This window comes from Streptomyces sp. NPDC002156, from assembly GCF_053593675.1.
The window spans coordinates 24,088-42,805 of record NZ_JBSFDA010000089.1; the positions used below are offsets into that span (position 1 = coordinate 24,088).

Sequence of the window (18,718 nt, forward strand, 5' to 3'; positions counted from 1 at the left end):
CCGAGGGCCGCGATCGCCTCGTCGACGGCAGCACCCCCTTGAACTCCGCGCCGACCAGGCGGGTTTCGGCGAAGCCGATGCATCGCCGAATCGCAGTCACCCGCCGCTCACACACCGCTCCCGCAGCCTCCGCAGGTGGGTGAGGTGGTAACCGGCGTTCTCCTGGCCCAGAGACGTGATCGCCTCCTCGACCAGCGGCAGGGCGGCCGTGAACTCCGCGTCGTCGAGGTGGGTTTCGGCGAGGTCGGTGAGGGTGCGGGCCGTGTTGTATGCCTCACCGGTGGCCCGGAAGAAGCGCAGTGCCTGTTCCAGGCGTTGGCGGGCCTCCTCGCGGCGGCCGAGGCCCCGCAGCGCGCGGCCCCTGTGACGCTCCAACAGGGCGCGGGCGCGTGGGAGATCGGCGGCGCCCTCGTCGGTGGGGCCGATGCCGTCGAGGATGCGGTACGCCTCGTCGAAGCAGTCGTGTGCCTCGGTGAAGCGCCATTGGCGTAGGCGGAGCAGGCCCAGGAACTCGACGGCGGAGGCGTGGCCGCGTGTGTGGCCGGCGGCCCGCTCGGCACGGGCCGCCGCAACAGCCTCCGGTTCCGCCTCGTCCCAGCGGCGCAACTCCGTGTAGGTGTGGGCCAGTTGGGCGTGCAGCGAACCTGCCGTTCGGCTGCCCGGGAAGTGGGCGTCGGCGGTTCGTGCGCCTGCCTGGAGTGCGGGGAGCAGGATGTCGTGGTGGCCCGCCTTGAGTTGGAGCGGCCACAGTGCCTGACACAGGCGTACGACGGTGTCCCAGTCGCTGAACTCCTCCGCCGCGCGCACCGCTTGGACCAGGTTCTGCGCCTCGGCGGTGAGAGCGGCGACGGCTGCGCCCCGGTCTCCGTACGAGATCGGCGAGGTTCCGGCGGGGACGCGCCAGCTCTCCGGGAGCGCGGCCTGCGCGGCGCCCACCGCCAGGTGGAGATAGTGCTCGACGGTGCGGGTGACGGCCGCCGAGCACGCGGCGATGCCGTCGGTGGCGGCGGCGGTGCGCTCGGCGTGGGCGCGTACGGCGGGGCGGTAGCTGTAGCGATTGACGTCCGTGGGGTCGAGGAGTAGCGCGGCGGCCAGTTCCTCAAGGAGGCGGGCCGCGTCCGACTCGTCCAGGTCGGCGGCCCGTGCGGCTGCGGCGGCATCCAGGGCAGGCCAGGCGTACAGGCCTGCCAGGCGGTAGAGGCGGGCGGCGGCAGGGGGCAGCAGGCTGTAGGAGTCCTCGGCTGCCCTGCCCACCGCGTCCAGGGCCGGATCGACGGCGCGGCTCTCAGGGGCGGGGGCCTCTGCGGTCAGGCGGGGCGCCGCTGCCCGTAGGGCGTACGGGGAGCCGGCGCAGCGGTCCAGTACGCCGGGCAGGGTGGCGCGGGCCGCGCCGATCGCCGGTTTGCCGACCAGGTCAGTGAGCAACTGCTTGGCGTCCTTGCGGGCCAGGGGGCCGACCGGGACGCGCAGCGCGTCGAGACCGGCGAGCGGCTGCCGGGCGACGACGACGGTGACGACGCCCGGTGTCGAGGTGAGCAACGCCCTTACCTGGCCCACCGATTGGGCGTGGTCGAGGACCAGGAGGAGCCGTCGGTCACTGAGGCAGCTTCGGAAGAGGTCGGCTCGGTCGGCCGCGGCGGGCGGTATCTCCTCGTCGGGCAGGCCGAGTTGACGCAGGAGGGTACCGAGGGCGGCGTCGGGGCCGAGGGTGCGCAGGTCGGCGTAGAGCTGTCCGTCGGGGAAGCGGGTCTGTTGCCGCCAGCCCCAGTGGATGGCGAGGGTGCTGGTGCCGATTCCCTCGGGGCCGTGCAGCAGGGCCAGCCGGGGGCGGCCGTCGAAGGCGCGGGTGGCCTCCTTGTCCAGGGCCTTCAGGGCTTCCTGACGGTCCGTGAAGAAACGCGGGGAGGCCGGCAGTCCGGCCCGGCCCGCGAAGGTGCCGGACATGGCGCCCTGTGCGGGCACGCCCTGGGCGAACAGGGTCCAGGCGCGGGCGAGTTGGGGGTCGTTCCGCACTCGGTCGTGGACGAGGTGGGCGACCTCGGTCAGCTGTCCGGGGGTCGTGGGTGCGACGACCTCGCGCCCTGCGATACGGCGGACCACACCTCCGGCGGACTCCCACGCCCACCGTCCGGCCTCGTTGGCCATGCCCGATCCGACGGCTCCGAGTACCGCACCGATGGCGCCCATCGACATCGGATCCATGATCCCGCGCCCTCCCCGTCTCCCGTGCCCAGCACGGCCGTTGCGCCGCCTTGTGGATCAACCCTAGCGGCAGAACAGGCACCCTGACGGAGAGTCACCCACCCTCGCCCACTCAGCGACGCGCCACCCCGTACGCCCTCTCCACCCTGATCCGCAGCACCAACCGCCCGTCCCGGACCATCGCCGCGCGGTAGTCGTCCCAGTCGGGATGCTCGCCGCGCACGTCACGGTAGAGGCGGATCAGCTCCTCGACCGTCTCGTCGTGCGGGTCCCGCGCCACCGGCGTCAGGTCGGCCGCGCCCTCGACCACGGTGTACGCCCAGCGGTCGTCGCTGGTCACGTGGTAGGAGACGCGCGGGTCCCGGCGCATGTTGCGGGTCTTGGCGCGGGTGTCGGTGAGGGAGACGCGGACGGTGCGTTCGTCGGGGTCGTATGCGTGGTTGACGTTCGAGAGCTGGGGGCGGCCGTCCGCCTTGAGGGTCGTCAGCACTCCGCCGTCGTACTCGGAGAGCAGCTTGAGGAGCGCGTCCTGCGTGTCGTCCTGAGTCATGCCTACATCAACGATGCGCCGCCGATCCTTCATTCCGATCGGTCCGACGATGCGGAGTAGACACTGTCTACCGCGCACTGGTAGACAGTGTCTATGAGTGACTCCCTGCGTACCCGCCTGATCGATGTCGGCGTCGACCTGGTGACCACGGAAGGCATCCACGCGCTCACCCTCCGGGAGATCGCCCGCCGTGCCGGTGTCTCCCACGGCGCCCCTCGCCGCTACTTCCCGACCCATCTGGAGCTGCTGTCGGCCATCGCCCGCCGTGGCTTCACCGAGCTGGCGGCCAGGGGAGCGCAGGCGATCGAGGAGAGTGGGCCCGGCGGTACGGCGGGGCCCCGGGAGCAGATCGCCCTGCTCGGGCGTGTGTACCTCGACTTCGCGCTCGCCAACCGGGGCATGCACGAGCTGATGTTCCGTCACGATCTGTTGGAGAGCAACACGTTGGGGCTGCGCGAGGCCAGTCTGCCTGTCTTCGCCCTGCTGGTGGATCTCGTCGGGCAGGTCCGGCCGGATGCCGACGCCCGGCTCGTCTCGGGCGCGTTGCTCGCGAACCTCTACGGCATCGCCCAGCTGTGGGCCTGGGGCAGCCTCCAACTCACCACCGGGGCCGACGACTTCGCACCCCTGCTGCGTACCGCCCTCGACGCGCACCTCGGGTCGGAGGAGCAGTGAGCGCGCATCGGCGGGTCGCTCTCGCGAGCAGTGTGATCGGGGCGGTGGTCGTCGCTCTCGACGGCACCGTGCTGACCATCGCGCAGCCCACCCTGCAACAGGACCTGCACGCCTCCTTCGCCGAGGTCCAGTGGACGAGCACCGGGTATCTCATCGCGGTCGCGAGTCTGCTGGTGTTCGCCGGGCGGCTCGGGGACCGGTACGGGCATCAACGGCTGTTCGCCATCGGGGTGTTGGGCTTCGGGGCGGTGTCGGCGGGTATCGGGGTCGCGTCCGGAGTGGGCTGGGTGATCGGACTGCGGGTCGTCCAGGGCGTGTTCGGCGCGCTGCTGCAACCCGCCACGCTCGGGATGCTGCGCGCCGCGTTCCCGCCCGACCGGCTGGGGATGCCGATCGCGTGGCGGACCAGTGCGATCGGGGTGGCCGCGGCGGCCGGTCCGCTGGTGGGCGGGGTGCTGGTGACCCACCTGGGCTGGCGGTCGGTGTTCTTCCTCAATGTCGTACCGGCGCTGGTGCTGGGTGTCCTGGCGTTGGTCGTACGCGCTCCGGACCGGCACCGGGCTCCCGAGGCCGGACCTGCGCGGCTCGACCTCCCCGGGGCGGCCCTGCTCGCGCTGGCCCTCGCCTGCCTCGTGTACACGCTCGTCGGTGTGCCGGAGCTCGGCTGGAGTGCGTCGGCCGTCCTCGGGCTGCTCACGGCGGCCTGCGCGGGCTTTCTCCTCGTACGCCATGAGCGGCGTACCGCCGACCCGCTGTTGCCGCCGGACGTGCTCGGGTCGGCGGTCGTGCGGGCCGCGCTGGGCATTCTCGTGGCCGCGTCGGCTGCGATGTTCGGCACACTCTTCGTGGCCAGTTATGTGCTCCAGGACGAGCTGGGCATGGACCCGTTGCGGACGAGTCTGGCCGCGCTGCCGGGTGGCGCAGCGATGGTGCTGGGGGCGCCGGTGGCCGCCGTGCTGCTGCGTCGGTACGGGGCCCGGCGTACGACCGTGGCCGCGCTGGCGCTGCTCGTGCTCGGGGTGCTCGTGCTGTTCCGGGCGTCCGGGGCGGGGGCGGTCGGCGGTGGATTCCTGCTGCTCGGAGCGGGTTTCGGCACCGTGATGGTGACCGCGACGGCCGTCGTCGTACGGCATGCGGCGGCCGAGTCGGCGGGGGTGGCGGGCGGGTTGCAGCAGACCGCGATGAACGTCGGACCGGTCCTCGGGGTGGCCACGGCGGCCACGCTCGCCGCCGTCACCGACGGGCTGCGGACGGCGTTGCCCGTGCTCGCGGGTATAGCGGTGGTAGGGCTTCTGGGCGCCCTGAAACTGCCGAATCTTGGTGATCGTAGGGCGACGGCCGCCCGCTCTCTGCGTCACCATGGGGGTTCTGAGGCCTGAGGTGGTCCTGTCGGGGTATGACAGGACGGCACTTCAAGCGACCGGAGGGGAACGATGGCACAGCTGCGACAAGAGGTCGATCCGAGCGAGGTCGGACTGGATGTGAAGGCGCTCGACCGCCTCGACCAGCACTTCGCCCACTATGTCGACGAAGGGCGGCTGCCCGGCTTCCTCGTGTCCGTGGCCCGCGCCGGTCGCGTCGCGCACCTCACCACGCACGGCCGGCGCGACATCGCGGCCGACCTGCCGGTCGAGGCGGACACGATGTGGCGGATCTACTCCATGAGCAAGCCGGTCACCTCGGTGGCCGCGCTGATCCTGGTGGAGGAGGGCCGGCTCGGGCTCACGGACCCCGTGTCCCGCTTCCTGCCGGAGTTCGCCGACCCGCAGGTGTACGCGGGCGGCTCCGGGGGCGACCTCACGACCCGGCCCGCCCAACCCCTCCTGATCCGCCATCTGTTGACCCACACGGCGGGCCTGACCTTCGCGTTCTACCACTCGCACCCCGTCGACGCCCTCTACCGCGAGGCCAACCTGGAGTCATCGGTGGTGCCGGGCTCGACCCTGGCCGAGACCTGTTCGGTGTACGCGGGTCTGCCGCTGCAGTTCGAGCCGGGCACCCAGTGGAACTACTCGGTCGCCACGAACGTCCTCGGCCGGGTCATCGAGGTGGCGTCCGGGCAGCCGCTCGACGAGTTCGTCGCGAACCGGGTCTTCCGCCCGCTCGGTATGACGGACGCCGGTTTCTGTGTGACGGGCGAACAGACGGACCGGCTGGCCGAGTTGTACGGGGAGACCGAGGACGGCGGAATCGAGCCGACCCTCGGTCTGCCGCTGAAGAGCCGGCCCCGGTTCCTGTCCGGCAGCGGCGGCATGGTCGTCACCGCCCACGACTACCACCGGTTCATGGAGATGCTCCGCCGGGGCGGCGAACTCGACGGCGTCCGCCTCCTGTTGCCCGAGACGGTGGCCCTGATGACCTCCAACCACCTTCCGGGCGGCGCCGATCTACGTACCTTCGGCGCCCGTCCGCACGACGAACCCGGCAACGCGGGCGTCGGTTTCGGCCTCGGGGTCTCGGTGGTGATCGACCCGGACCGCACCCTGGCCCCGAGCGGCCTCGGCACGTACGGCTGGAGCGGGGTGGCGACGACGACGTTCTGGGTCGACCCGAGCCGTGATCTGACCGTGCAGTTCATGACCCAGGTACGACACAGGACGAGCCAGTCGTACTGGCAGGATCTCCGACGGCTGGTGCACGAGGCCGTCGTCGCCGAGTAGGTGCCCCAGGGAGCAGACAACAGGCGGGGAGCGCGCCGCCGTCAGCCGACGGTGAGCCTGAACTCCATTCCCTCCCCGCCGAGTTCGCTCAGCCATTCCTCCGAACGCCGTGCCGTCTCGGCGGCGCGGCTCAGGCCCGGCGGCAGCGAACCGTCGAGGATGTGCCGGACGCCCAGGGCCAGCGTGCGCGAGACACAACGGGCCATCGCACTCTCGGCCGCGTCACCCTCCAGGTCGAGGAGATAACGGCCGGACCAGGCCCGCCGCCCCGAGCCGGTGTCACCGTCCGCGTCCACCTCAAGGGACACCGCGAGCACCACCCGGTCACGGTCGGCGTCGGTCGTCGGATAGCGGGCCGCCAACTCCCTTGCCAGCGCGCCGATCCGCTCGTCGTCGCCGCCCTTCAGCTCCTCGAAGACGGAGTCCCAGGCACTCAGCCAGCCGTCCAGACGCAGGGTGCCCCGCACGAAGGTCTCCGCCTTCCACGCCGTCGGCAGTTCGTACTGGCCGACGAAGGGCAGGCTGTCCCGGTTCGGGTACACCTCGAAGGTCTCCCCGTCGATCACATGCGGGCGCGTGACCTCCCAGGGCCGGTCGGCGACCGTCTCGGCGCCGTCCTCGATGTAACGGGCGGGCGAGCGAAGGGCGTTCAGGACTCCGGCGGGCGCCCAGCTGAACCGGTACCTGAAGTCGTTGGGCACCGCGGGGATGCCTCCGCAGTAGGACGTGAGGCGGTACGAGGCTGCCGTGCCGGCGCCGATCGCGTGCTCGGCGCGGGTGACCAGGCTGTGCGCGAAGAGGTGGTCGATGCCCGGGTCGAGTCCGCACTCGGTGAGCACGACCAGACCGGCCGCCTCGGCTGCCGGTACTTGCTCAAGTACCGCCTCCGACACATAGCTCGAGCACGCGAAGTGCGCCCCACCCTGGACGCAGGCCACCAACAGCGGGGCGTGTTCGGGCGCCGGGAGCATGGAGACGACCACGTCTCCGGGGGCGAGTTCGGCGGTGAGCGCGGGGAGGGTGTAGGCGCGGGGTTCGGCGCGGCCGGTGAGGCCCAGGTGGGCGAGGGCGTCGGCCGCGCGGTCCTCCGTACGGTGCCACAGCCGTACGTCTCGTACGGCGTCGCTGTCGCACAGCGCGGCCAGGCCGCCGCCCGTGGACAGGCCCGCGCCGATCCAGTGGACGGTGCCGCTCGCGGGAACCAGCTCACTCATGGCCCAACTCCTCCTTGACGATGCCGAGTTCACGGCACACCTGATGGAACCGGTCGAGGCAGCGCCCCCACGCCCCGCCCACCTCGAAGTCGAGCAGCTGGGGCAGCAGCGCTGCCGAGAAGTCCGTGCTCGCCTCGCGGGGCAGCAGGGACGGCAGGTTGTCGATGGCGATCAGGTCGAGCGGGGGCTCGTCCCGGAGGAGGCGCACCGGGTCGTCCCAGGTGGTTGCCGTGTCGTAGACCGGGAGGAGGTTCATCGGCGAGCCGACGTCGACGGTGACGTCCGAGAGGGTGCGGAGACGGCGGCCGGGGGTGTCCAGGTCCTCGTCCGTGAGGAAGGGCGGGACCGGGCGGGTGGTGAGGACGGTGTTGACCATCAACTCGTGGGCCAGCAGGGCCGGTCGGTCCAGATCGCGGGTCTCGGCCAGGTCCCAGCAGGTGGGGTCGACGCCGGCCTCGTCGAGCGCGACCCGCGCACCCCGGCCGCTGCGGCCCAGGGCGCCGATCACCAACGCGCTCATCCGGGTTCCGGGCGACCGGAGTTCGGCCTCCAGGGCCTCCTTGGTGGTGGGCAGCAAGGGAGTCGTCAGCTTCCCCCGGTGCTGGAGCACGGCGAGAGCGGCGCCGAGATATCCGGCCCAGTAGCCGAAGGCGGCCAGCCGCCTCCCCTGGTCGTCCGCCAGGTACTCCAGGTCCAGCAGGGCCCCGCCCCCGGCGACAAAGCGCTTCAGCAGCTCGGCCGCGCCCGGCTGACCCTTGTAGGCGTGCCCGAAGAAGATGTGCCGGTGACGCAACGCTCCCGGCTCGTCGGGGAGTTCCTTGAGGCCGACGATCACCGCGTCCGAGGGGGCGGAGACCCAGGACCCGGCCTGGGCGACCTCGCAGCCGACCGCCTCGTACTCCTCGATCGGAAAGATCCGCTGCGGGGACTCCTCCACGGTCAGGCGCACGCCCTCCTCGACGAGCCGCCGGGCGTCGGACGGGACGACAGCGGTACGGCGTTCGGTCGTGCGGGTCTCGTGGCGCAGCCACAAGTGGAGCTGGGTCATACGGGGTTGACCTCCGGGCGCAGGGCATCGACCGCGAGACGGCCGGCGTTCAAGGGGCTGATGTCGACGAAGGGTACGCGGCTGAGGTGGAGGTCCGGGATCACCTCGCCGACCGTCGGTCCCCGGAGGAAGCCGTACCCGGAGAAGCCGGTCGCGTAGAGCAAACGGGAGACCGAACCGGCCTCGCCGATCAGGACGTTGTGGTCCGGGGTGATCTCGCATCGGCCCGCCCGGCCGCCGGTGCGGCGCAGGTCGAGCAGGGCGGGCGCCCGGTGTTCCGTCGCCTAGCGCAGGCGGGGGATCCAGCGGGCCGGCCGGCAGGCGATGCCCGCCCCCATCGCCCCACCGCCGATCACGACGACGCCCGCCCGCCGCGGGGCGCTCATCGGCCCGCTCCCCGCGCCGCTCGCACGACAGCCCAGGCCGCCGCCGCGTCCTGCACACCGAGCCCGACGCTGTTGTAGAAGACGATGTCGTCGGGGCCTGTACGGCCGGTCCGGGCGCCGGTGAGGACGTCTCCGAGGCCGATCAGGTGCTCGCGGGTCAGCAGGCGGTCCCGTAGGGCGTCGATCACCGGGCCGGCGTGCTCCGTCGCGGTCTCCGGGTCGTCGACGACCACGGCCGCTGCCCGCCGTAGGACGTCGGCGTCGATCTCGCTGCGGGTCGGTTCGAAGGAGCCCACGCTGACCACCGTGCAGCCGGGTGCGAGCCAGGCGCCGTGCACGACGGGGGTGGTGCTGAGCGTGCAGGTCGCGACCATGGAGGCCCCGGACACCGCCTTCTCCGGGGTGTCGGTCGCCTCGGCGGCGATGCCGAGTTCGGCCGCGAGGTGTTCCGCCGCTCGCGCTCGGCGCTCCGGGGTCGGGCTCCACACCCGTACGGACTTCAGGTTCCGTACGCGGGCGACGGCCCGGGCGTGGGCGAGGGCCTGGGTGCCCGAGCCGATGAGGGCCAGTTCGGCGCTGTCGGCGGTGGACAGCACGTCGAAGGCCACCGCGCTGGCGGCCGCCGTACGCAGGGTCGTGACCGCCGTGCCGTCCATGACGGCGGCGAGTCGGCCCGTCACCGGGTCGAGGGCGGTGATGACGGCGTGAATGGTCGGCAGGCCGGCCGCCGCGTTGCCGGGGTTGACGCTGCCGAACTTCGCCACCGCGCCGGTGTCCTTGGACAGCCGGGAGACGTACGCGAAGACCACACTGTCGTCGAAGCGGCTGGGGTGCATGATCTTCCCGGGCAGATCAGGCCTGCCGGCACCGCCCGCGCCCAGCGCGCCGAATGCCGCGCGCTGCGAGGCGATCGCCGTGTCGGGGTCGAGGAGGGCTGTCACCTGGTCCCGGGAGAGGAAGAGGACATCGTCGGTCATTCCCTCTTCCTTTCCGGAATCGGGGCTTCTGTCACTCCCCGCGCACGGCGAAGCGACGAGTGCCCCCTGATCGGGACTCCCGGCCGGGTCTCCCGGTCAGGTCAGGACCAGTGTGCCACCGCGTCCAGGTGCGGGAGGACGTGGTCGAGGCGCTCGCGCTTGGTCCGCAGGTAGGTGATGTTGTTCTCGCACGGCGGGATCAGCAGCGGCACGTCCTCGGCGATCTTGATGCCGTGGCGGAGCAGCGCCTCGCGCTTGCGCGGGTTGTTGGACATCAGCCGGACCGAGCGGACGCCGAGGTCGTGGAGGATCTCCGCGGCGACGCCGTAGTCGCGGGAGTCGACCGGCAGGCCCTGCGCGAGGTTCGCCTCGACGGTGTCCAGGCCCTCCGACTGGAGCTGCATCGCGCGGAGCTTGGCGAGCAGGCCGATGCCCCGGCCCTCATGCCCTCTGAGATAGACGAGAATGCCGCGTCCCTCGGCGACTATCGCGCGCAGTGCGGAGTCGAGCTGGTCGCCGCATTCGCAGTGCTGGGAGCCGAACGCGTCGCCGGTCAGGCACTCGGAATGCAGCCGGGTGAGTACGTCGTCCTCGGTGATCTCGCCGTAGACCAGCGCCACTTGCTCGTCACCGCGATCGTGGTCCATGTAACCGACCGCCTGGAAATCGCCGTACACGGTGGGCAACGGCGCATTAACGACGCGTTCGACTCCCGACGGCTGGGAGGCTTTGCCGAGTACGCCAATTTTTTCTGTCATGATCTGGTTCCTAAGCAGAGACGAAAGGCCGTGAGAACATGGATGATTCGGGAATACGGTTGCCGGTGGACACTACGGAAGACGTACGGACGCGAGCCGCCGGCGTCTCAACACAGGTCGCCGTTCTTCCGGTCGGGAGCTTCGAACAGCACGGTCCCTTCCTTCCGTTGACGACGGACACCCTGGTCGCGTGTGCCATAGCCCGGGAGATCGCAGCCGCATACCCGGTGCACCTCCTTCCGCCGGTGACGATCGCCTGCTCGCACGAGCACGCTGCCTGGCCGGGAACCGTCAGCATCTCCTCCGTGACCCTTCACGCGGTAGTACGGGACATCGCCGATTCGCTGCGCCGCTCGGGCGTGGACGCCCTGGTGGTCGTCAACGGACACGGCGGAAACTACGTACTGGGCAACGTCGTTCAGGAATCCTCCGCGCGCGGTGAGCGGATGGCGCTGTTCCCGGCCGCGGAGGACTGGGAGACGGCGCGCGAGCGGGCCGGAGTGGTGACCTCGCTGCTCACCGACATGCACGCGGGGGAAATCGAGACCTCCATCCTTCTGCACGCTCATCCCGAATTGCTCCGTCCCGGTTATGAGACCTCTGATTTCGTCGCCGACGACCGCCGGCATCTCCTGACCCTGGGCATGGCCGGTTACACCGATTCCGGTGTCATCGGCCGTCCTTCACTCGGTTCCGCCGAAAAGGGGAAGGCGTTGCTGGCGAGCTTCGCCGACTCCTTCGGGGCGTATTTCTCGATGCTCACCGAGTCCGGGGACGACGATTCGGTGAGCACCGAGGGCTCCGTGGGCGACCAGAAGTAGCGGACGACCAGGACGACCGCGCCGGGCAGGGCGGCCACGAAGCTCAGCACTCCGTACACGACGGCGACGCTCAGCCCCATGCTCGCGCCCAGCCCCGCCGCACCGAACGCCCAGGCGGTGACGCCCTCGCGGGGGCCCCAGCCGCCGACGTTCAGCGGCAGGCCCATCGCCAGGAGCGCCAGTACGGCCAGCGGCAGCAACTCGGCGACGGACGCCGAGGATCCGGCGACCCGGGCGGCGACCACGAACATGCCGAGGTGGCCCGAGAGCACGATCACGGAGGAGAGGGCCACGCCCGGCGCGTTCTCGCGGGAGAGCAGGGCGCCACGGGCCTCGGCTAGCACGGCGTGCACGGCCCGGGCCTTGCGGGCCGCGACGCTCGGGGCCCGGTTCATCCGGACCGCGGCGACGACCGCGAGGGCGCCCACGGCGGCGAAGGCGGCCATCAGGGCGACCCGGCGGGCCTCGGCCATCACCGGCGACGGCTGGGTCAGCAGCACGCCCGCGCCGACGGCGAGCAGCGCGATCTGTCCGGCGGCCCGTTCGAGAACGACCGCGCGGACTCCGCGTCCGACGTCACCGGCGCTCTGGCCGTGCCGTACCGCGCGGTGCACGTCGCCGAGGACGCCGCCGGGGAGGGCCGCGTTCAGGAACAGCGAGCGGTAGTAGTCGGCGATCGCGGGGACGAGGGGGAGCCTGATCCGCAGGCTGCGGGCGACCAGGGCCCAGCGCCAGGCGCTGAACACGGTGGTGAGCAGGCCGATGCCGAGGGCGATGAACAGGGTCGGTACGTCGATGCGGCGCAGGCCGTCGAGGAAGACGCCGGTGCCGAGGCGCCAGAGGAGTACGCCGAGGATCGTTACTCCGGCGAGGGTTCCCAGGTGGGGCCTCAGGGCTCGGGCGGCTCGGCGGAGTCGGCTCGGGCGGGGTGTCTGGGGGGCGACCCTGTCTCCGACGAAACCGATGACTCCTGCGCGGCCGGCCGAGGCGTGCGCCGCGAGATGTGTGGTTCGTCGGCTGCGGGCCGGTGGGGGCTGGGCGCGCCCCGCGGCGGAGCCGCTGATTGATACAGCCCCGCGCCCCTGGCGGGGCGCTGGCGCGCGCCCGCCCATGACAACCTCGGGCGCGTCCACCGTCTGGATGCTCATGACGTCGTCCCGCCCGTCGGCCTCGCCAGTGCCAAGAGGTCGCTGTGGTGGACCTCGACCCGCAACTCGCCCGCCGCGCACGCCTCCAGGCGGGCGGCGAGGTACTTGTCGGCCTTCGCCTTCAGGGACGGGCGTTCCTCCACCGCTGCCGCTACCCAGCCGCGCAGCCACTCCGCGGTGAGCGGGGCCTCGACGGGGCCGAGGCGCCAGGCGCTCGGGTGGACGTGAACGGTGGCGCCTCGCTGGTCGAAGGCCTCGCAGGCCGCCGTGACCGCGTCGGGGCCGAGCAGTCCCGCCCGTCGCTGGTGGGCGTTGAACGCGTCGGCGATGTCCCCGTCCAGCGGGTCGGGGGCGGCGAAGTCGACGCGGCCGGCCACGGACAGGGTCAGCAGGGCCGGGCAGCCGACGCCCGCACAGGCTGTGGCGAGGGCGTCGACCTCCTCGCGGGTGAGGACGTCAAGGAGGGCGGACGCGGTGACCAGCGAGGCGCCGACCAAGGCGTCGGAGGTCAGCCGGGCGACATCGCCGCGCCGGGTCTCGACCGTCACGCGGCTGCCGTCGGCGGCGGCGCGCGGCGAGGCCACGGCGGCGAAGTGCAGGAGGTAGGGGTCGCGGTCGTGCAGGACCCAGTGCTGGGCGCCGTCGAGCCGGGGCGCGAGCCAGCGGCCCATGGAGCCGGTGCCGCAGCCCAGGTCGTGGACGACGAGGCCGCCCGCCTTGCCTGGCAGGTTGGCCAGCCGGATGCGGAGCGGGTCGAGGAGTTCGACGGCGCGTGCGGCGGCGTCGGCGCCCTCGCGCAGCTCCAGCCAGTCGGGGGCGTACCGGGGCGGGTCGTCGGGCCCGGCCTCGCGCAGCCGGATCGTGCCCCGCTCCGCCGGGCCCACCGGCCCGGCGCCCGCCTTGACGTCCCGGTGCGTGGGCTGGGCCGGAATCCCGGCGGCGGGCTTGGAGTTCGTGTCCACCGGAGTCACCGGTCCCCGTCGCTGGATCTCGGACGCCGCCGAAGTCGTGATCGTCGTCGCCTTCTTCATGCCGCGCTCCTTGCTTCTGGGGGAGTCCGTTCCGGCGTCCTCATGAGACTCCGCAACGCGGCCACCCGGCGTCCCCGAGCGGCGACCAGCTCCACGTCGGCGTCCACGGGCGTCGTAGAACCCCGCCGCCCCGCCTCCGACCCGGCCGAAACCGCCACCGTCATCGCCTTCCTCATGCCGCGCTCCCCACTCGCCCGGGAGCCCGCTCCGACGTCCCGACCAGACTCCGCAACGCGGCGACCCGGCGTCCCCGAGCAGCGGACAGCTCGGTGTCGGCGTCCACGGAGGCCACCGAACCCGGCGAGGTTCCCGAGGGAATCCGCCCCAGCACCCTGACGGCGCTGCGCAGGGCAGCGACCCGGCGTGCACGGGTGGCGACCGACTCGATGTCGTCGTCCCTGAGCGCCTTCGAGCCGGTCGAGGGCGTCGTCGTCGCGTTACTCACGTCGGCCTCCTCAACTCCCGGGAGAAGCGCCCGTCGTAGCAGTGACACTTCCCGGCGTCCCTGTACGGCCGCCGCTTCGGCGTCGGTGGCCACGAGCACCACCAGCCCCGGCCGTCCGGCCGCCGACATGGTCATCGCCCTCTTCATGCCGCCCTCCGAGGTTCCCAGGGGATCCGGCCCAGTACTCCGGCCAGGCTTCGTGCCGTTGCCGCCCAGCCGTCGAGGGCTGCCCGGCGGCCTCGCGCCGCTGCCTTCAGGCGGCGGCGGACGTCCGCCTCGCCGAACCAGCCGCGCAGTTCCGCCGCGAGGGCCGCCGGGTTCTCCGGGGGTACGAGGATGCCGGGGACGCCTCCGTCGGGGGCGCGGCCGACCGCCTCGGGGAGGCCGCCGACGTCCGTGGCGAGGACCGGGATGCCACGGGCCAGGGCCTCCGTGACTGCCATGCCGTAGGTCTCCGCGTACGAGGTGAGGACCATGAGGTCGGCTGCGGCGTAGCTGGCGTCGAGTTGGGCGCCCGCCTGGGGGCCGGCCAGGTGCAGGCGGTCCTCCAGGCCGTGCTTGGCGATCAGGGCGCGCAGGTCGGAGACGTACTCCGGGTCCTGTTCGAGGCCGCCTACGCAGACGCAGCTCCACGGCAGGTCGGTCACCGCGGCCAGGGCCTCCACCAGGCGGTGCTGGCCCTTGCGCGGGGTCACGGCGGCCACGCACAGGAGGCGGGAGACGCCGTCCGTGCCGGAGGCGAGGGGGGCGATGTCCGCGCCGGGGGCCGCCATGTGGACGCGGTCCGGGGCGAGTCCGTGGTGGGAGACGAGGCGTCGGACCGCCCAGTCGCTGGTCGCGATCACCGAGGGCACCGCCCGCAGGACGGTCCGCTCCAGGGCGTCCAGCTCGGCCGCGACCGCCGGGTCGAGGCCCGTCTCGTCGCCCAGCGGAAGGTGTACCAGCACGGCGAGGCGCAGGCGTTCGGCCTCCGGGACGATGATCTCGGGGACCCCGCAGGCCACCAGGCCGTCGAGCAGGACGACCGTGCCGTCCGGCAGCTCGCGCAGCGTCCGCGCCAGTTCCGCGCGGGCGTCGGCGCCGGGCCGGGGCCAGTCACCGGCGACGGCGTGCTTGTGCACCTGCCAGCCGAAGCCGGGCAGGTCGAGGCTGATCCGCCGGTCGTAGGCGTTGCCGCCGCTCGGCGTGGCCGGGTCGTCGACGCCGCCCGGCATCACGAAGTGCACGGAGCGCAGGGACATGGGGATGATCGCCGCGTTCTTGAGGGCCGCGTTCTGCACCGGCACGTAGTTGAGCGTCTTCTGCACGTGAGCCTGTACCTGTACCTGAGCCGGGGCGACCGAGGAGGCCGCCGGGGAAAGGGGAACCGCGCGGTCGAGGGTCGTGTCGGTCACAGGGCACGCTCGTAGCTCGCCCAGGCGACGTGGGATTCGTGCAGCGTGACGGTCAGGCCTGCCAGGCCCCGCGCGCCCTCGCCCAGCGCACCCTTCTCGATGCGGGCGGCGAGCCGGTCGGCGATGACCTTGGCCAGGAACTCCGTGGAGGTGTTGACGCCCGCGAAGTCGGGCTCGTTGTCGAGGTTGCGGTAGTTCAACTCGCTCACCACGGCACCGAGCTCCTGGGTGGCCAGGCCGATGTCGACGACGATGTTGTCGTCGTCCAGCTGCTCGCGGCGGAACGTGGCGTCGACGAGGAACGTCGCCCCGTGCAGGCGCTGCGCGGGCCCGAAGACCTCTCCGCTGAAGCTGTGGGCGATCATGATGTGATCGCGGACGGTGATGCTGAACAACGGACGACCCTCCAGGTGCGGCGCGTCTTGCCCCGTGCTGATCGCTGCCGGGGCATGCCGAGTAGTACGGCTGCTCAGGGCAGCTTGTTCAACGGCTTGTTCAAATGGAATAGCGGACGCGGTGACAGAGGGCCGGGATCTCCCCGGAGGCCAGCTTCGGCAGCACGTCCGGGAGTTCCTCGAAGTCGCTCTCCCCGGTGATGAGGGCGTCGAGCGCCGGGTCCGCCAGCAGGTCGAGCGCGAGGGCGAGTCGGTCGGCGTACGTACGGCCGGGGCGCGCGGACGGGGACACCGTCCCCACCTGGCTGCTGCGGACGGTGAGCCGCCGGGAGTGGAACGCCTCGCCCAGCGGCAGGCTGACGCGCCGGTCGCCGTACCAGCTCAGCTCGACCACCGTGCCCTCGGCGCCGAGGAGTTCGAGCGAGCGCGCGAGCCCCGCCTCCGTGGCGCTCGCATGGACGACCAGGTCGCACTCCCCCAACGCGTCCTGCGGCAGCGCGAAGTCGACGCCGAGCGCCTCGGCGGTCTTCGCCCGCCCGGGATCGGCGTCCACCAACTGCACGCGCACACCCGGGAAGCGGGCGATCAGGGCAGCCACGGAGCAGCCGATCATCCCGCCGCCGACCACGGCGATCCGGTCACCGGCGAGCGGCGCCGCGTCCCAGAGGGCGTTCACGGCGGTCTCGACGGTCCCGGCGAGCACCGCCCGTTCGGCGGGCACCGAGTCCGGCACCACTGTCACCGCGCCCACAGGGACGACGTACCGCGTCTGATGCGGATAGAGACAGAAGACCGTACGGCCGACGAGCGCGTCCGGACCCTCCTCCACGACACCGACGTTGAGGTAGCCGTATTTCACCGGCCCGGGGAAGTCGCCCTCCTGGAACGGCGCCCGCATGGCCGCGTACTGGCTGACCGGGACCCCGCCCCGGAAGACGAGCGTCTCCGTGCCGCGGCTCACGCCCGACCACAGACTGCGGACGAGCACCTCGCCCTCGCCGGGCGCCGGCAGCTCGACGTCACGGATCTCTCCGTGGTCCGGCGAACCGATCCAGAACGCACGTGCGGCGCGCTTCATCGGAGTCCTCCTGAACGCTTGGGAAGTTGTTCACGTACCGAGATGTGCACAGTCCGCGCACAGTACGCGGCATGATCCACTCTGTACATACGGCGGAGGACGAGCGGTGGCCCTGAACTACACGTACGACGTAAGGCCGGCACAGCAGGAGACCGCTCTGGGAGCGGGCATTCAGATCCTGTTGCTGGCCCTGCTGGGCTCCGCGATCGGTCTGGGCCCGGCGGGCTGGCTGACCGGGCTGACGTTCGCGTTCGCCACCTGGGCCGTTCTGTCCCGTGCGCTCCACCGGTCCGGGTCGAAGTCCTTCGGCCCGGCCAACCGTGTGACCCTCGGCCGGGCGACCCTGGTCGGCGGGGTGACGGCCCTGGTCGCGGACTCCTTCGAGAGCTCGCCGCCGGTCACGCTGTTCGTCGGTCTGACGGCCGTGGCCCTGATCCTCGACGGCGTGGACGGCAAGGTCGCCCGCCGCACCGGGACCTGCTCGACGCTGGGCGCACGCTTCGACATGGAGGTCGACGCGTTCCTGATCCTCGTCCTCAGCGTGTACGTGTCCATGTCGCTGGGCCCGTGGGTCCTCCTGATCGGCGGCATGCGCTACGCCTTCGTGGCAGCGGCCCGCGTCCTGCCCTGGCTGAACGCCCCGCTCCCCCCGAGCACCGCCCGCAAAACGGTGGCCGCCCTCCAGGGCATCCTGCTCCTGGTCGGCGCCTCCGGCTACCTGCCCCACACGGCCACGGAGGCCGTCGTAGCACTGGCCCTGGGCACCCTGGTCTGGTCGTTCGGCCGCGACATCCTGTGGCTGTACCGGACGTCCCGTCCGCGTACGACGCCGGTCGCGTCGTACGCGGACGTGGAGCAGCAGCTGCGCGCACTGGTACCGGCCGAGTCCGTGTCCCGGTGAATGAGGGTGCGCGCAGCGCCCCGAAAGGGGCGCGGGGAACTGCGCGACCAGCCCCCACCGGCCCGCGGCCGAAGAACCACCTAACCCTTAACTCGACGAACGTGAACCTCGGCTCCTGACCAGCACGAACACCGCCGCACCCAGCCCCAACACCCCCACAACCAACCCGGCGATCCCCAACCCACGAGCCGTCGAGTCACTGGCCGAGGCCAATACAGCCTGACCGGCGCCACTCTTCGCCGAAGCCGGCGCCGACGCCGCCACAAGCTTCAGCACAGGCGCCGGATTCTCCGGCTCCTCCTGCCCCGCCTCGGGCATCTCGATCCACCGGACGACCTTGCCGTCGGAGTACGTCTGGAGAGTCTTGAAGGCCAGCTGGTCGGCGTCATCGGGGAGTTGACCGAACGCGACGTCGAAGTCCTCGTACTCCCCCTTCCCGATCTTCCCGCCGGACCAGGTGATCTCGGAGACGGCGTCGGTGATCGTCCCGTCGTCCGTCTTGATCGGCGTCTTGAGCTTGGTGGTCGTGACCTTCGCGGTCCAGCCCTCCTCCGGGGTGACCAGCACGCCGAGGACGGGATGGTCGGTGGGCAGGAAGACCTGGACCTTCGTAGTGCTCGCGGTGTCCTCCTCGTTGGGGACCCGGAAGGTCAGGACGCCGTCCGTGGCGCCCTTGGTGTAGCTCTCGGGGTTCACGGTGACGTGCGCGAAGGCGGAACCGGCCGCCGCGAGGACACCGGCGGCGGTGAGCCCGGTGACGACGCCGGCGCGGCGCAGGGTGATGCGTGTGGGGAACATGGGCGGAACTCCGTATTTCCGTACTGGTGACTGCTGTCGAGGACTTTCAGGGCGTGTACGGAATCCCTGTCGGCGGTCCTCGACCGCTCACCGCGTATCGGAGGAGCAGTCGGCGCGGCCGGACGACCGACGACGACAGACGAGGCCTTCGACCTCAAGGCCGTCGACTACGTCCTCAAGCCCGTACGCAAGGAACGCCTCGCCGAGGCGATCCGCCGCGCCGCCGAACTCCGCGAC

Annotated in this window: 17 protein-coding genes and 3 pseudogenes; 6 read left to right on the forward strand and 14 right to left on the reverse strand. The window is 71.9% G+C overall.

Features of this window, described 5'->3' with window-relative positions:
* Positions 1-96: 96 nt before the first annotated feature.
* Both ACWCRB_RS30245 and ACWCRB_RS30250 read right to left on the reverse strand, forming a co-directional pair.
* Positions 97-2,202: a tetratricopeptide repeat protein gene (locus ACWCRB_RS30245; protein ID WP_450999069.1), complete on the reverse strand. Its 2,106-nt coding sequence runs from the start codon at positions 2,200-2,202 to the stop codon at positions 97-99.
* Between the two features lie 112 nt (positions 2,203-2,314).
* Positions 2,315-2,752, reverse strand: coding sequence for a PPOX class F420-dependent oxidoreductase (locus ACWCRB_RS30250; protein WP_450999070.1), 438 nt, complete (start codon positions 2,750-2,752; stop codon positions 2,315-2,317).
* 93 nt (positions 2,753-2,845) lie between these two features.
* Here ACWCRB_RS30250 and ACWCRB_RS30255 point away from each other — a divergent pair, with 93 nt between their 5' ends.
* From ACWCRB_RS30255 to ACWCRB_RS30265, 3 genes are read left to right on the forward strand one after another with little or no spacing between them, the layout of a single operon-like run.
* A complete protein-coding gene (locus ACWCRB_RS30255) occupies positions 2,846-3,427 on the forward strand; it encodes a TetR/AcrR family transcriptional regulator (RefSeq protein ID WP_450999071.1) in 582 nt (193 codons plus the stop codon).
* Positions 3,424-4,806, forward strand: a complete 1,383-nt coding sequence (locus ACWCRB_RS30260; RefSeq protein ID WP_450999072.1) for an MFS transporter — start codon at positions 3,424-3,426, stop codon at positions 4,804-4,806. The genes ACWCRB_RS30255 and ACWCRB_RS30260 overlap by 4 nt, the downstream gene beginning before the upstream one ends.
* A gap of 54 nt (positions 4,807-4,860) precedes the next feature.
* Entirely contained in the window at positions 4,861-6,087 is a 1,227-nt protein-coding gene (locus ACWCRB_RS30265) for a serine hydrolase domain-containing protein (RefSeq protein WP_450999073.1), read from the forward strand.
* A gap of 41 nt (positions 6,088-6,128) precedes the next feature.
* On the opposite strand, the gene ACWCRB_RS30270 is transcribed toward ACWCRB_RS30265, so the two are convergent.
* The 5 genes and pseudogenes from ACWCRB_RS30270 to ribA all read right to left on the reverse strand — a co-directional run bounded on the left by ACWCRB_RS30270 (position 6,129) and on the right by ribA (position 10,470).
* Complete coding sequence (locus ACWCRB_RS30270; RefSeq protein ID WP_450999074.1) at positions 6,129-7,301, reverse strand: saccharopine dehydrogenase family protein; 1,173 nt, start codon at positions 7,299-7,301, stop codon at positions 6,129-6,131.
* Positions 7,294-8,349, reverse strand: coding sequence for a saccharopine dehydrogenase (locus ACWCRB_RS30275; protein WP_450999075.1), 1,056 nt, complete (start codon positions 8,347-8,349; stop codon positions 7,294-7,296). The genes ACWCRB_RS30270 and ACWCRB_RS30275 overlap by 8 nt, the downstream gene beginning before the upstream one ends.
* Positions 8,346-8,657 (reverse strand): annotated as a pseudogene (locus tag ACWCRB_RS30280) (sarcosine oxidase subunit beta); the annotation flags it as partial. The pseudogene ACWCRB_RS30280 and the gene ACWCRB_RS30275, both read right to left, overlap by 4 nt.
* 74 nt (positions 8,658-8,731) lie before the next feature.
* Entirely contained in the window at positions 8,732-9,712 is a 981-nt protein-coding gene (locus tag ACWCRB_RS30285; protein ID WP_450999076.1) for an ornithine cyclodeaminase family protein, read from the reverse strand.
* Positions 9,713-9,813: 101 nt separating this feature from the next.
* On the reverse strand, positions 9,814-10,470 hold the full coding sequence (gene ribA / locus ACWCRB_RS30290) for a GTP cyclohydrolase II (protein ID WP_235473729.1): 657 nt from the start codon (positions 10,468-10,470) through the stop codon (positions 9,814-9,816).
* Between the two features lie 38 nt (positions 10,471-10,508).
* Here ribA and ACWCRB_RS30295 point away from each other — a divergent pair, with 38 nt between their 5' ends.
* Positions 10,509-11,291, forward strand: a complete 783-nt coding sequence (locus ACWCRB_RS30295; RefSeq protein WP_369031757.1) for a creatininase family protein — start codon at positions 10,509-10,511, stop codon at positions 11,289-11,291.
* 80 nt (positions 11,292-11,371) lie between these two features.
* On the opposite strand, the pseudogene ACWCRB_RS30300 reads toward ACWCRB_RS30295, so the two are convergent.
* The 6 genes and pseudogenes from ACWCRB_RS30300 to ACWCRB_RS30325 form a co-directional block, all read right to left on the reverse strand.
* Positions 11,372-12,439: pseudogene (locus ACWCRB_RS30300) on the reverse strand (lysylphosphatidylglycerol synthase transmembrane domain-containing protein); the annotation flags it as partial.
* Positions 12,436-13,470: a trans-aconitate methyltransferase gene (locus ACWCRB_RS30305; protein WP_450999077.1), complete on the reverse strand. Its 1,035-nt coding sequence runs from the start codon at positions 13,468-13,470 to the stop codon at positions 12,436-12,438. The gene ACWCRB_RS30305 and the pseudogene ACWCRB_RS30300, both read right to left, overlap by 4 nt.
* 172 nt (positions 13,471-13,642) lie before the next feature.
* Entirely contained in the window at positions 13,643-14,062 is a 420-nt protein-coding gene (locus tag ACWCRB_RS30310) for a hypothetical protein (protein ID WP_450999078.1), read from the reverse strand.
* Positions 14,059-15,309, reverse strand: coding sequence for a glycosyltransferase family 4 protein (locus ACWCRB_RS30315; protein WP_405534548.1), 1,251 nt, complete (start codon positions 15,307-15,309; stop codon positions 14,059-14,061). Before ACWCRB_RS30315 ends, ACWCRB_RS30310 begins: the two co-directional genes overlap by 4 nt.
* Positions 15,306-15,704 (reverse strand): 6-pyruvoyl trahydropterin synthase family protein, encoded by a 399-nt coding sequence (locus tag ACWCRB_RS30320; protein ID WP_450408650.1) that lies wholly within the window; start codon positions 15,702-15,704, stop codon positions 15,306-15,308. Before ACWCRB_RS30320 ends, ACWCRB_RS30315 begins: the two co-directional genes overlap by 4 nt.
* A gap of 100 nt (positions 15,705-15,804) precedes the next feature.
* Positions 15,805-16,782, reverse strand: a complete 978-nt coding sequence (locus ACWCRB_RS30325; RefSeq protein WP_450999079.1) for a dehydrogenase — start codon at positions 16,780-16,782, stop codon at positions 15,805-15,807.
* 106 nt (positions 16,783-16,888) lie between these two features.
* Between ACWCRB_RS30325 and ACWCRB_RS30330 the strand changes: the two genes are divergently transcribed.
* A complete protein-coding gene (locus tag ACWCRB_RS30330) occupies positions 16,889-17,683 on the forward strand; it encodes a CDP-alcohol phosphatidyltransferase family protein (protein WP_450999080.1) in 795 nt (264 codons plus the stop codon).
* A gap of 87 nt (positions 17,684-17,770) precedes the next feature.
* Here the strand turns inward: ACWCRB_RS30330 and ACWCRB_RS30335 are convergent, their stop codons facing one another.
* Positions 17,771-18,481 (reverse strand): YcnI family copper-binding membrane protein, encoded by a 711-nt coding sequence (locus ACWCRB_RS30335; RefSeq protein WP_450999081.1) that lies wholly within the window; start codon positions 18,479-18,481, stop codon positions 17,771-17,773.
* 141 nt (positions 18,482-18,622) lie between these two features.
* On the opposite strand from ACWCRB_RS30335, the pseudogene ACWCRB_RS30340 reads away from it, so the two are divergent.
* A pseudogene (locus ACWCRB_RS30340) lies at positions 18,623-18,718 on the forward strand (DNA-binding response regulator); the annotation flags it as partial.

Bases quoted from the DNA above. Each gene is read 5' to 3' on its own strand.
- ACWCRB_RS30295 (WP_369031757.1), top strand. From the start codon at position 10,509: ATGGATGATTCGGGAATACGGTTGCCGGTGGACACTACGGAAGACGTA.
- ACWCRB_RS30305 (WP_450999077.1), bottom strand. From the start codon at position 13,470: ATGAAGAAGGCGACGACGATCACGACTTCGGCGGCGTCCGAGATCCAG.
- ACWCRB_RS30310 (WP_450999078.1), bottom strand. From the start codon at position 14,062: ATGAAGAGGGCGATGACCATGTCGGCGGCCGGACGGCCGGGGCTGGTG.
- ACWCRB_RS30325 (WP_450999079.1), bottom strand. From the start codon at position 16,782: ATGAAGCGCGCCGCACGTGCGTTCTGGATCGGTTCGCCGGACCACGGA.
- ACWCRB_RS30335 (WP_450999081.1), bottom strand. From the start codon at position 18,481: ATGTTCCCCACACGCATCACCCTGCGCCGCGCCGGCGTCGTCACCGGG.
- ACWCRB_RS30250 (WP_450999070.1), bottom strand. From the start codon at position 2,752: ATGACTCAGGACGACACGCAGGACGCGCTCCTCAAGCTGCTCTCCGAG.
- ACWCRB_RS30275 (WP_450999075.1), bottom strand. From the start codon at position 8,349: ATGACCCAGCTCCACTTGTGGCTGCGCCACGAGACCCGCACGACCGAA.
- ACWCRB_RS30255 (WP_450999071.1), top strand. From the start codon at position 2,846: ATGAGTGACTCCCTGCGTACCCGCCTGATCGATGTCGGCGTCGACCTG.
- ACWCRB_RS30245 (WP_450999069.1), bottom strand. From the start codon at position 2,202: ATGGATCCGATGTCGATGGGCGCCATCGGTGCGGTACTCGGAGCCGTC.
- ACWCRB_RS30270 (WP_450999074.1), bottom strand. From the start codon at position 7,301: ATGAGTGAGCTGGTTCCCGCGAGCGGCACCGTCCACTGGATCGGCGCG.
- ribA (WP_235473729.1), bottom strand. From the start codon at position 10,470: ATGACAGAAAAAATTGGCGTACTCGGCAAAGCCTCCCAGCCGTCGGGA.
- ACWCRB_RS30265 (WP_450999073.1), top strand. From the start codon at position 4,861: ATGGCACAGCTGCGACAAGAGGTCGATCCGAGCGAGGTCGGACTGGAT.
- ACWCRB_RS30285 (WP_450999076.1), bottom strand. From the start codon at position 9,712: ATGACCGACGATGTCCTCTTCCTCTCCCGGGACCAGGTGACAGCCCTC.